Below are 11846 nucleotides of genomic sequence, written 5' to 3'. Positions count from 1 at the left end.
GTCGCTACGGTGCCGTACAGACACCAGAGTTGGGGGGTGTGCATGACGACGGAAGCGGTACGACATCCCCTGACCTACGTGCGCCAGCAACGCGGGTGGAGCATGGAAAAGCTTGCCTATCACCTGAACCTGGCCGCGCAACGCCGCGGTCTTCGCATCGCTGCCGACCGCAGTCGTATCTATCGGTGGGAGCACAGGCGGGTAGGCGCCCCCAGCGACCTCTATCAAGAGCTGCTGGCCGACGTCCTGGGCATCGATTCCGCACGATGGCGGACCATGACATGGCCGTGGTGGCTCCCCGCCTACGATCGCCCATTCCCCTTCAGCCCAGCCGGCGTCCGCGCCGCCCACACGGAGTTATTGGTGGATCTCGACCAGCCTGACCGCCGCACCTTCCTCGTTCTCGCCGCCGGATCCTTAGTCGGTATGGCAACCGAATGGTCCCGCGTCGAACCCGAACGTCTGGCCGGGGCTCTGGCCGGGCGCCGCGTCGACGAAAGCCTGCTCACCTGGCTGGAGAGCAGCGTCGAACGTCTCCCTGGCCTGGCGAACACATCCCCTCAGGAGTGTGCCGACCTCCTCGGCGCGGCCATGCGCGTCACCATCAGCCTGCTCGACTCAGCCCGCTACGACGAACCCACCGGCCACCGCCTGCGTACCGTCCTGGCTCACGCGGCGCAGAGCGCCGCATGGCTCCAGTTCGACCAAGGCCACCATGCCTCGGCGCAACACCATTGGCGCACCGCCCTGCACTCAGCCCACAGCGCCGATGACCGGGACCTCGGAGCCGGAGTCCTCTCCGACCTCGCTTACTCCGCCACTTGGCTCGGCCATCCCAGTGAAGCGGTCGAGATCCTCTCCCTCGCCCGTACCCGAACCCGCTACGCGACAGCCCGCTCCCTGCTCGATGTACGCCGGGCTCGCGCTCTCGCGGTCCTCCAGGACGATGTAGGCACCGCCCGGGCCCTCAACGACGCCGAACACCAACTGGAGCGTGGCAGAGCACAACCCGCACCCCCGTGGGTGTCCTGGATGTCATCCGCCGACCTCGCCGTTGATGCGGGGCGCTGCTGGCTGGACCTGGGAGACCCCCGGCGAGCCACCGCCGCGTTGGAGGAGGGCCTGGGCTTGCTGGTTCCCGAACGGGGTAGGACCCGCGCCATCATGCTTACCTACCGTGCCCACGCAGCGCTCGCCAACCATGACGTAGACGCTGCCGTGGCAGACACTCGAACAGCGCTGGACACCGCTTTGGGAACAGGTGCTTCACGGTGTCTCGACCTGGTGCGCAGCACACTGCGGGAGTCGCTTGAACCACACAAGGGCGAAACCGCCGTTCGAGACCTGCGCTCGTACGCACACCAGCAGCTGACGTCTGTGCGTGCATGAACAGCCTGCCCGGGCACGAACACGCTGGGCGGATCGCATGACCAACGCGTGACCGACGCATTTGGGCCTTCACCCGATCGCCCCGGGCCAACGCGTCGCACCGTCCCGGATGCGCATTTGCGGGCACCGCTCTTCGACGCTGCCCGTACCAGGCCATCACACGCTGCGGAACCATGTATGCCGGAACGCGGGGTAGCCAGATAGTGACCAAGCGCAGGAAGAGGCTGCCTACGCATTGGCGGTATGGCGGCCCTCCTCGCCAGTAGGCTTGTTGGAACCGCTCGACGAACTTCCGGAGGCCGCATGCTGACACGCATCGAAGTCCACGGGTTCAAGAACCTACTGGACCTGTCTATCGACTTCGGCCCCTTCACCTGCATCGCAGGGGAGAACGGCACCGGCAAGTCGAACGTTTTCGACGCCATCCAGTTCCTCTCCCTCCTCGCCGACCAGTCGATGATGGAGGCGGCCCAGGAGGTTCGAGGCGTACATGGCGAGCGTCAAGGTGACCCGCGTGACCTATTCTGGAAGGGCTTCGAGCCCGGCAACCACCGGATGCGGTTCGCTGCCGAGATGATCGTTCCGTTGCACGTGCAGGACGACTTCGGCCGGGCCGCGAAGGCCAGCAGCACCTTCTTGCGGTACGAACTGGAAGTCGGCTATCAGGAGCCGTCCGGACTCGACCGCTTCGGGCGCCTCACGCTCCTCCACGAGACGCTGGCCCACATCACCAAGGGCAAGGCTCCGCAGCACCTTCGCTTCCCTCACAGTGCGAAGCAGTTCCGCGACACCGTCATCCAGGGGCACCGTAGCGGCGCGCCGTTCATCTCGACGACCACCGAAGCCGAAGAGTCGATCGTCAAGATTCACCAGGACGGTGGCAGCCGAGGCCAGCCCAAGCCGGCTGCGGCATCCCGGGCGCCAGCGACAGTCGTCTCCACCATCACCAGCAGCGACGACCCGACCATCCTCTCGGCTCGCCGTGAAATGCAGTCCTGGCGACGGCTTGCCCTGGAACCATCCGCTCTGCGCCGGTCCGACCGATACGTGGACCCGCACGTGATGGGCGCCGACGGCTCTCATCTGCCAGCGACCCTCTTTCGCGTGGCCCACGACACTCCCGGAGCGGATCCCAGCCAGGTATACGCCCGGGTTGCGGGACGCCTTTCGGACCTGACCGGTATCCATGTCCGTGATCTTGATGTCGATCAGGACGAGGTTCGGCAACTCCTCACGGTCAACGTGCACGAGGTGGCTGGCATGACGCTGCCTGCGCGCAGCCTCTCCGAAGGCACCCTGCGCTTTCTGGCACTTTGCGTTCTGCTCGAAGACTCGTCCGTACGTGGACTGGTCTGCATGGAAGAACCCGAGAACGGCATCCACCCAGCGAACCTCAACGCCATGGTCGACTTGGTACAGGACCTTGCCGTGGATCCGTCGGAAGAACCCGGCGCAGACAACCCGTTCCGGCAGGTGCTGATCAATACGCATTCACCAGGTGTCGTACAACTCGTCGGCAACGAGGATCTCCTATTCGCCGACACTGCAATGCATAGAGGCGAGAATGGCACTCTGAACCGCGCCTTGCGCCTGCGTCCACTCGCCGGTACCTGGCGGGCCAATAAAGTGACGAGCGGCAGCTTCGTGACGAAAGCCGACATCCTTCCCTATCTCACCACGCCCGTCGGAGCGCAACTCACGCTGAGCGGGGACGCCGCGTGACCGCTCGTGTCCTGTTCATCGGCGAAGGCAGCAGCGACAACGGCCTCGTCCCACATATCGAGTCGATTGCCGTTCGTAAGGGACTCGACGTCTCGGTCACAGTCCCCGACTTCGGTCTGCTCCGACTGCCGACCGGGCACTCCGTACCAGACAAGCTCCGGGCCGCGCGCGCACTCGGAGGGAGCTACGACTTGGCAGTGGTACAACGGGATGCTGACCGAGGTCCTGCCCAGGACCGCGAAGACGAGATCGAGAAAGCGGTGGACGTCGAGTGGCCCGGCCTTCGGCACGTCGCCGTTGTGCCCGTCCGCATGCTGGAAGCCTGGCTCCTCCTCGACGAAGCGTGCCTGCGTCAAGTCGCCGAGAACCCTCGTGGTCGCGTCGGCCTTGATCTCCCCCAGGGTATGGCGGCGGAGAATATCGCCGACCCGAAACAGCTCCTCAAAGATTCGCTCGCGCGGGCGAGCGAGTACAAGGGGCGCCGCCTCGCCCAGTTCCAGAAGCGCTTCTCGCAGCACCGGCTGCGCATGTTGGAACTCCTGGACCCCGAGGGACCCGTCACCTGCCTTCCATCGTGGCGTGCGTTCGTAGAGGACCTCGACGCTGCATTCGAGGTCCTCAACGAATGACCCACACGAGCACGGCTGGGGCCCGTACGCCCTGCCCGCTGGAACTGGGGAAGCGCCGGGTTCTGTTCCTGCGGTTCGCCCTCGACTGGCCGGACGCCCTGATCGCAGCCCGCGACGGAGTGACTGACCGGGCAGTGCGGCACCGCGTCGAACGCGGCGTGGGAAAGCTCGCCGCCTGGCTGAACGGCCGGAGCTACATCGACGGGTACGACGAGCTGGAAGCCGCCACCTAAGCAAGGGCGTGGCGGTGAGGGATCGAATTTGGCCAGGTCACGGGCCATATGCGTCTGATCGACAGCTCGTCCCGTCCGCCCAGGGTCATCGTCGAAGTCCTGGCATGTTCCTCGCTCCACGGCACAGTCACGGGCAAGCTCAGCCACACAGATCGTCACCGACGTTCGAGGAGGACAGCTACCTCGTCCAAGGGTGGAAGGTGGAGGACGCCGAGCGTCTCGAGAAGATAGACATTCCTGGCCACGAGTCGGTGGTAGAGATCCCTCGGCGCATGGTGCAGTTCTCCCTGGAGCTGAAGCAGGACGCCAAGGACTCCGACCCGGAGGTGAAGAAGAATGACGCGGACCCCGACGTTTGAGGAGCTTTTCCGCGACTGCCAGAGGACAGCCGTCCACCTGGAAATGCGCGACGCCTACATGAAGTCCGACCCGGCCTTCATCGACTGGAAGGCCGGCGTGGTCCTCGACCCTGCCGAGCGCTGGGCTGACTGGCACGCGATCGTCATGGAAGCGGCCTCGCGGGGCGTCGAGGTCCGACGGGCCCGCATCGTATCGACGCCCGTCAGCGAGTACATCCGCTTCGAGCACGACGTGACGGACGACATCGCCGCAGGGGAAAGCGTGCGCTGGCTCTCACGCCGCAACGCCACCAGCCTGGTGCTTCCGGGCAACGACTTCTGGCTGTTCGACTCCAGCCTCGTACTCGTCAACCACTTCGACGGCGAGGGCGAGAACATGCTGTAGGAGCTGACAGAAGACCCGGAGGTGGCGAAGCTCTGTGACTCGGCCTTCGAAGCCGTGTGGAAACGGGCGACTCCGCACGCGAAGTTCGAGCTGATCTGACAGCTCTAGCCGCATCGACATGACATCACCATCTTCGAGCGTCCAGGAAGCCCGCAAAACGCCCGGAAAGCGACTGGCCGACATCCGGCTCGCAGCCGGAAGAGCGTCCGCGAACTCTTCGACGGCCTCCCGGACCGCGTGGGTTGGCGGCCTTCAAAACCGCATCGCCAACCTCGTTCACAGCCACTCGCGGAACATCGTCCGGGTCGTGCACGATCGCCGTACTCTCGGACTTCACAACGCCTGTCTCCGGGTGCGTCACGGTCGTCGTAATCGTGCACGGCCTCCGCTCACCGGGTCGCGGCTCCTCGACGATGACCGCCACGTCGTCGGTGACTGTCGAAGAGCCCGGGACCGTGACTGTGTCGGTTACCGGGTCGGGCTCGGACACTTCAAGCTCGACATCGACGCCGTACCTGCTCAGGTCTGTCGCCCCGCCCCCATGGCTCTCCTCCCGCCGCCGGTCAGCGGACGGCCGCCCCGTTCCTGCCTCCGCTCGCGGCTCCCTCCGGGCCGCCGCCGACGGTTCCGCCGGGTGCCCGGCCGCCCGGCGCCTCGGGCCGTTCCGGCCCGCCCTTTCCGGACCCGCCCCCGTGCGAGCCGTGCGAGGCGGCCGGGCCGTCCGAGGCGGCCGGGGCGGCCGGGGCGGCCGTTTCGCCGGAGTTGCCCTGCGGGCCCGGCTCCCGCCGGCCGAGCAGTGCCTCGCAGTAGGCGGTCACCGCCGCATCCGACGCGTCGGACGCGGCCGCCCTCAGCCGGTCGAAGGCTTCGGCGTCGGCCGCCTTCCCGTGGTCCCGGTCCTTGGTGTACACCCGGCAGAGCGCGGCCTCGTCCCGCGACCGGTCCTCGCTCGCGAGCGGGTGCGGGTGCGGGGAGCGCGGCGCGCTCGTCGCCGCGGTGGGGGTGCCGGGCGGCGTCGGGGATTCCACGGGGGACGGCCCGCTCCCGCCCGTCCGGTGGACGCCCGGGGTCTCCGGAGCGCCCTGCGTAGGCCGTACGGAGTCCGGCGCGGGGCTCTCGTCACCGTCACCGAACGGTGTCGGCAGCACGCCCTGGCCCGCGGCCACCGCGACGCCGCCCAGCAGCACCGCGGCCACCAACCCGCCGGCCATCACCCGGACCGAACCGACGCCTCGCCACCCGTACGCCGGGCGCCAGTCGTCCCGGCGCCGCCACCAGGGCGGGCGCACCGCGTGGGCGCCCCCGTCCCGTGCGGCCCGGAAGGCGGCGGTCGCGCGCAGCTCGGCGTCCGTCGCGGGCGCCTGCGCACGCCGGGCCGCCGCGAGCAGCGCGGCGAGCTCGGGTGTCTCCGGGGCCGTGGGCCCCCGCTCCGATTCGTTTCTCATGCCTGATCCCCAGCGTACGGCGCGTCCTGTTCGTCACAGCGCCCGTCCCGTCGGGGGACAACTGCTCGGCCAGTCTCTTGAGTCCGCGGTACGCGGAGGTGCGCACGGCGCCGGGACGCTTCCCGAGCACCCGCGCCGTCGCGGCACCGTCCAGGCCCACCACGACCCGCAGCAGTACGGCCTCGGCCTGCTCACGCGGGAGCGTGCCGATGATCTCCAGTGCCGCTTCCGTGGAGAGCGCCTCCAGCGCCGCCACGGCGGTGTCGTACCCGCCGGGCAGCTGGAGGACGTCCTGTTCGATCAGCGTGGTGCGGGGCCGCCGCTTCTGCTTCCTGAGGTGGTCGAGCGCCCGGTTGCGCGCGATCCTCGCGGTCCAGCCCCGGAAGCCCGCCCCGTCGCCGCGGAACCGCCCGAGATCACGGGCTATCTCCAGCCACGCGTCGGAGGTCACGTCCTCGGCGTCCTCGCCCACCAGCCCGCGTACGTAGCCCAGGAGGCCGGGCTGCACCCGCCGGTACGCGACCGCGAACGCTTCCTCGTCCCCCTGCTGCGCCCGCTCGACGGCGTCGCCGAGCTCGGCGTCGTACCACTCCCTGCGGCGCTGTTCCCCGCCCGTGCCCAACACTTCCCTAATCAAAGCCTGTTCCGGCGCCTACCGCCGCGCCCGTACTCCGGTCGGGGCCGGGACCCTTCTGCTGTTCCGCGCCCAAGGGCACCGAAACGTCACAGGATTCACAGCGGCGGAATCGAACAGGCTACCCGCATACGGTGTTTCGCTGAGCCGCGCGGCCGTGCAGCAGGAGATACAGCCGCTGCACCGACTCCTCGGGCCCGGACTCGAAACGGTTGACCACCTTGCCCAGCGGATTCCACACCCGCCCGTCCGGCATACGCACGCCCACCGTCTGCCGGAACAGCTCCCGTTGTCCGGCGTCGAAGTCCACCCACACCCCACCGGCCCTTCGGACGATCACTTCGCCCGTGTACGCCCCGAGGCCCAGCAGGATGCCGTCGACCTGGTCCCGCCGGGGCTGGTCGCGCCGCAGTCCGTCCACGACGAGATCGACCAGCCGGAGGCTGGCGACGGAGTAGTCCAGGGGCAGCCGGTTGCGCTCGGTCAGCCGGGTGACGAACACCGATGTGTAGGGGCGCATCGCCGACGCCCCCGGCAATGCCGCCCGCTCGTTCCCACCCATGATTCCCCCTGCCCTCGCCACATCGGCGTTCGCCGACACTGACCCAGCGACGAGCGGCGCGGAAACATCACGCGAGGTGGACTGTGTTCGTTCTCACGGCACCGGACTGGAGCGATTACCTCCGGCGGCACAACCCTGGCCGCATCTCGAACGTCTGCGGACTTCGTTCGCCATGGTGACGCGTGTCACTTCGGGGGAAATTGGTGTGACGTTTAAGCACCCGGCATCGCAGGGTACTCCGGGGCGCCCATGTGACGGGTGGGGCCGAATTGAACTTCCGGATATTCACATCTGCTGAGGGGTGGGGCATTTGAGCCCGCGCAGTTCACATGCGTACAGACCGCTGAGTGTCAGGCGCCGCGCCTGGCTGACCATAGGCGCGGTCGTGCTCGGCGGGGCGGGGGCGGTCACCGTCGCCATAGCCAACCCCGACGCTCCCGGGGAGCAGGGGGCGAAGGCCCGTAAGGCATCGGTCCACGAGCTGACCCTCAAGGGCTCGGGCGACTCCGAGCGGGCGCTGCCCCGCACCGAGACCGACCCCTTCTCGATGGTCGGCGTCGTCTGGGCGGACCCGCGGGCGACGATCGACGGCAAGGCGGAGGTGCGTGCCCGCAGCCGCGAGACCGGGCAGTGGAGCAGCTGGCTCGAGGTGCACCTGGAGCAGCACCTCGGCGCGGAGCGTGACGACGACGAGGCGAAGCTGCCCGGGATGTCGGAACCGCTGTGGGTCGGGCCGTCCGACGCCGTCGAGGCGCGCGTCGTGGGTGCGGGCGGCACAGCCGCCGAGGGGCTTCCCAAGGGTCTCGAACTCTCCCTGGTCGACCCGGGTCTCACCGCCAGGGAGGCCGCGGCTCCGGGCGCCGACGCGCAGAACGCCTCGTTCGCCGTCGAGGAGACCCTGACGCCCACCCCGGCGGACAGCGGGACGCCGGGCGAGGGCCCGGGCGAGACGGCCACGGAGACCGCCACCGCCACCGAGACCGCGACCCCGACAGAGACCGCCACCGGGACCGCCACCCCCACGCCCACCGACACCGCGACACCGACCGCGACGCCCACCGACACCCCCTCGCCCACGCCGACCGTCCCGGCCGCGCCGCCGTCCACGGTGAACCGGCCCGCGATGACGCTGCGCGCCGGCTGGGGGCCCGACAGGTCGCTCGCGACGAACTACAGCGACCCCGAGTACATCGAGAAGGTCCAGGCCGTGTTCGTCCACCACACGGTGGGCTCGAACGACTACAGCTGCGCGGAGTCCGCGGCGCTCATCCGGGGCATCTACGCCTACCACGTCACCCCGCGTGGCATGGACACCGCGACGACGGCCGACGACTACGAGGGCTGGAAGGACATCGGCTACAACTTCCTCGTCGACAAGTGCGGCCAGATCTTCGAGGGCCGTGAGGGCGGCGCCGACCTGCCCGTCCTCGGAGCGCACACCTACGGCTTCAACTCCTACTCCACCGGCATCGCGCTGCTCGGCGACTTCGAGAAGGGCAAGCCCACCACGGCCGCCCTCAACTCGGCCGCCCGGGTGGCCGCGTGGAAGCTCGGCCAGTACGGCGTGAGCCCGAACACCTCGGTGACCCTGACGGCCGCCGCCGACACCGGTGTGTACAAGAAGGGCCAGCAGGCCACGCTCAAGACCATCTCCGGTCACCGCGACGGCTTCGCCACGCTCTGCCCCGGTCCCACCCTGTACGCCAAGCTTCCCGCGATCCGAGCCTTCGCCACCGGAGCGGGCCGCAACTCGGCCGTGCCGACCGCCGACTTCAACCGCGACGGCATCAGCGACCTGGTCGTCGGCCTCCACAAGGCGACGGGCGGCGCCGGCCGGGTCACCGTGCTGCCGGGCAGCCAGAACGGCCCCGATGCCGCAACGAAGCGCACGCTCGACCAGAACAGCCCCGGTGTGCCCGGCGGCAACGAGTCCTACGACTACTTCGGCTACTCCAGCGCCTGGGGCGACCTGAACGGCGACGGCCACGCGGACCTGGTGACCGGCGCGCCGGGCGAGAACATCACGCAGTCCGACAACGGCACCGTCATCGCGATGTACGGCCCCGCCCTCACCACCGGCAAGGGTTACGCGATCACCAGTTCCTACCGCGTGGGCGGCGACAAGCTCGGTTACGCGGTCGCGGCGGGCGATTTCAACGCCGACGGCCTGGACGACGTCTTCTCCGTCGCCCCCGGCAAGCCCGGCCGCTGGTGGAGCTGGGACAGCAGGTCCGGTCACGCGAAGGCGGGCTACCTGGGCTCCTCCGCGTACAGCGGCGCGGTCGGCTACCCGACCTCCGCGACGGGCGACTTCAACAAGGACGGCTACACGGACGTGGCCCTCGGCTTCCGCGATCCGGGCGGCAAGGCCCGGCTGCTGTGGCTGAAGGGCTCCGCGACGGGCCTCCAGCGGGTCGGCGTGCTCGCCGCGCCCGGCGGACGCTCGCTCGCCACGGGTGACGTCAACGGCGACGGCGCCACCGACCTCGTGGTCGGCCAGCCGTACAACAGCGAGTCCGGCCACACCGCCAAGGGCGGCGCCGTCACCGTCGTGTACGGCTCCGCGTCCGGTCTCACCTCGACCGGCCGCAAGCTGTACCACCAGGACACCTCGGGTGTGCCCGGCGGCGGGGAGAGCGGGGACAACCTGGGCTGGTCGGTCTCGGTGGGCGACATCGACCTCGACGGTTACGCCGACGTCCTCGCCGGTCTGCCGGGTGAGGACACCACCCGCTCCGGCACCTCCCGTACCGACGCCGGGGCCGCGCTCCTGGTGCGTGGCACGGCCACCGGGCCCACCAGCTCCGGGTCCGTCGTGATCGGTCAGGACACCGCGGGCATCCCCGGGGTCACGGAGACCGACGACCGGCTCGGTTCGTCCGTCTCACTGGCCGACGTCACCGGCGACACCCGGGCGGACATGGCCCTCGGTGCGGACGGCGAGGACGCCGGCAACGGCACGGTGCTCCAGCTCGACAACATCGTCGGCAAGGGCATCCTGCCGTCGAGCAGCGTGTACTACGGGACGTACCAGCTGGGCGCCCCCAAGGGCATCCGGATCGGGCTGAACGTCCTGGCCCCGTAGCCGTCCGCCCCGCGCCACCCCGTCCGTCCGCCCCTCGCGGGCGGCCACCGACACCGGAGCCCCTCGGCCTGACCCGAGGGGCTCCGGCCTTCGTACGGCACGGGCCGCCCCCGGCACTTCCGTCAGCCCCGGCCACGCGCCCGGCGCGATATCACCGCACGCAGTACGCGACGGCCCTCGGTCGACCGTTCGAGCGCGCCAAGCAGTCCCCTCGCACCGCCCGCCGGGTCCGGGGACTCCGCGAGGGTCTCCAGGATCTCGCTCTGACGCCGCAGCTCCCCCGCCACGAGGGGCCCGTCCCCGCTCGCCCCCGCGCCGACGGGCATGTCGAACAGGCGGTGGAACTCCAGCGAGAGCAGCGAGCAGGTACGCGCCCACGCCCGCAGCGGTTCGGCGGCCCACTCCGAGGGAGCGGCACCGAGCATCTCCGGTACGGGCGAGGCCGTCTCGTCCACGCCAGCCATCGCCGCACGGGCCGCTTCCAGCCGGTCGCCCCAGTCGCGGCCGTCCTCGCAGCTCGCCCAGAGCGGGCGGAGCGGTTCGGATGCGCCGCCATCGGCGGCGGGCGGCAGACAGCGTTCGAGGCAGGCCAGCGCACTCGTGGCCAGCCCTCGCTCGTCGGCCCCGGCGATCTGTTCCAGCAAGCTCATCAACGTCTCCCTCGTCCGGGGCATGGAATCCCCCTTCCCCCGTACTGCGCCGGGTGGCTGAAAATCGTCACTGGTGCATCGCACGAACGCTTGGCGCAGGGGCACCTGAGGAGACGACCGGCGAATTCAGGTCATCCGACAGCTCGCACCACACCGTCTTGGTCCCGGCCCCCTGCTCCACCCCCCAGCGCAGGGCCAGCCCGTCGAGCAGCGCGAGGCCGCGACCGGCCTCGTCGTCCTCGGCCGCCCGGCACAGCAAGGGCAGGGCCCGGGGGTCGGGGTCGGTGACCTCCAGCCGCGTACGGCCTTCGTCGGTGCCGAACAGACGGACGGTCACCGGCACGCCGTCACCGAGGTGGCGTACGACGTTGGTGATCAGCTCACTCGCACACAGCTGCACATCGGCGCAGGGGCCGCCCACATACGTACGCAGGGCCAGGCGCACGTCGGACACGGCCTTCGGAGTGGCGAGAAGCTTCAGGACCAGCGGTTGCCGCATCACATGACTCCCTTGCGCAGGGCTTCGGCCAGCGCGCGGGCGGTGGGCAGGTTGCAGTTGCCCAGCGCGATCAGAGGCGGAGTGCGGTAGCGGGCGGCGAGGGTCGGCAGGTCGACCCCGAGGGAGGGCAGCACGATGCCGTGGGCGGCGAGGGCGGCCCGCAGCTCGTCCATCACCTGCTGGGCTTCCCTGCCGTCGTGGGGGAGGTCGTTCATGAGGGGTCACACCTTCCAGTGCGCCCTGTGACGAATGCC

The 11846-nt window shown here is 69.6% G+C and carries 11 protein-coding genes and 2 pseudogenes; 7 read left to right on the top strand and 6 right to left on the bottom strand.

Annotated features, from left to right (window positions below):
- Positions 1-42 precede the first annotated feature (42 nt).
- The 6 genes and pseudogenes from Sfulv_RS17970 to Sfulv_RS17945 all read left to right on the top strand — a co-directional run bounded on the left by Sfulv_RS17970 (position 43) and on the right by Sfulv_RS17945 (position 4816).
- Complete coding sequence (locus Sfulv_RS17970) at positions 43-1389, top strand: helix-turn-helix domain-containing protein (RefSeq protein WP_173315283.1); 1347 nt, start codon at positions 43-45, stop codon at positions 1387-1389.
- 303 nt (positions 1390-1692) lie between these two features.
- Entirely contained in the window at positions 1693-3111 is a 1419-nt protein-coding gene (locus Sfulv_RS17965; RefSeq protein WP_173315280.1) for an AAA family ATPase, read from the top strand.
- A complete protein-coding gene (locus Sfulv_RS17960) occupies positions 3108-3740 on the top strand; it encodes a DUF4276 family protein (protein WP_173315277.1) in 633 nt (210 codons plus the stop codon). Before Sfulv_RS17965 ends, Sfulv_RS17960 begins: the two co-directional genes overlap by 4 nt.
- On the top strand, positions 3737-3973 hold the full coding sequence (locus Sfulv_RS17955; RefSeq protein ID WP_173315274.1) for a hypothetical protein: 237 nt from the start codon (positions 3737-3739) through the stop codon (positions 3971-3973). The genes Sfulv_RS17960 and Sfulv_RS17955 overlap by 4 nt, the downstream gene beginning before the upstream one ends.
- Positions 3974-4077: 104 nt before the next feature.
- Positions 4078-4332, top strand: a complete 255-nt coding sequence (locus Sfulv_RS17950) for a hypothetical protein (protein WP_371874683.1) — start codon at positions 4078-4080, stop codon at positions 4330-4332.
- A pseudogene (locus tag Sfulv_RS17945) lies at positions 4310-4816 on the top strand (DUF6879 family protein). Before Sfulv_RS17950 ends, Sfulv_RS17945 begins: the two are co-directional and overlap by 23 nt.
- A gap of 464 nt (positions 4817-5280) precedes the next feature.
- Here the strand turns inward: Sfulv_RS17945 and Sfulv_RS17935 are convergent.
- The 3 genes and pseudogenes from Sfulv_RS17935 to Sfulv_RS17925 all read right to left on the bottom strand — a co-directional run bounded on the left by Sfulv_RS17935 (position 5281) and on the right by Sfulv_RS17925 (position 7358).
- The gene (locus tag Sfulv_RS17935) at positions 5281-5928 is read right to left on the bottom strand and encodes a hypothetical protein (protein WP_173315268.1); all 648 of its coding nucleotides are present in this window, start codon (positions 5926-5928) and stop codon (positions 5281-5283) included.
- 241 nt (positions 5929-6169) lie between these two features.
- Positions 6170-6784: pseudogene (locus tag Sfulv_RS17930) on the bottom strand (RNA polymerase sigma factor); the annotation flags it as partial.
- A 133-nt stretch (positions 6785-6917) separates the two neighbouring features.
- Positions 6918-7358: a hypothetical protein gene (locus Sfulv_RS17925; RefSeq protein ID WP_246353161.1), complete on the bottom strand. Its 441-nt coding sequence runs from the start codon at positions 7356-7358 to the stop codon at positions 6918-6920.
- Between the two features lie 385 nt (positions 7359-7743).
- Between Sfulv_RS17925 and Sfulv_RS17920 the strand changes: the two genes are divergently transcribed.
- Positions 7744-10443 (top strand): FG-GAP-like repeat-containing protein, encoded by a 2700-nt coding sequence (locus tag Sfulv_RS17920; RefSeq protein ID WP_256668973.1) that lies wholly within the window; start codon positions 7744-7746, stop codon positions 10441-10443.
- A 122-nt stretch (positions 10444-10565) separates the two neighbouring features.
- Here Sfulv_RS17920 and Sfulv_RS17915 read toward each other — a convergent pair whose 3' ends face one another.
- The 3 genes from Sfulv_RS17915 to Sfulv_RS17905 all read right to left on the bottom strand — a co-directional run bounded on the left by Sfulv_RS17915 (position 10566) and on the right by Sfulv_RS17905 (position 11807).
- Positions 10566-11093, bottom strand: a complete 528-nt coding sequence (locus tag Sfulv_RS17915; protein ID WP_173315261.1) for a hypothetical protein — start codon at positions 11091-11093, stop codon at positions 10566-10568.
- A gap of 67 nt (positions 11094-11160) precedes the next feature.
- Complete coding sequence (locus Sfulv_RS17910) at positions 11161-11592, bottom strand: ATP-binding protein (RefSeq protein ID WP_173315258.1); 432 nt, start codon at positions 11590-11592, stop codon at positions 11161-11163.
- The gene (locus tag Sfulv_RS17905) at positions 11592-11807 is read right to left on the bottom strand and encodes a hypothetical protein (protein WP_173315255.1); all 216 of its coding nucleotides are present in this window, start codon (positions 11805-11807) and stop codon (positions 11592-11594) included. Before Sfulv_RS17905 ends, Sfulv_RS17910 begins: the two co-directional genes overlap by 1 nt.
- Positions 11808-11846 lie beyond the last annotated feature (39 nt).

Source organism: Streptomyces fulvorobeus, assembly GCF_013167895.1.
GTDB classification, from domain to species: Bacteria; Actinomycetota; Actinomycetes; order Streptomycetales; family Streptomycetaceae; genus Streptomyces; species Streptomyces fulvorobeus.
This window is presented reverse-complemented; position numbering and strand designations above follow the sequence as displayed.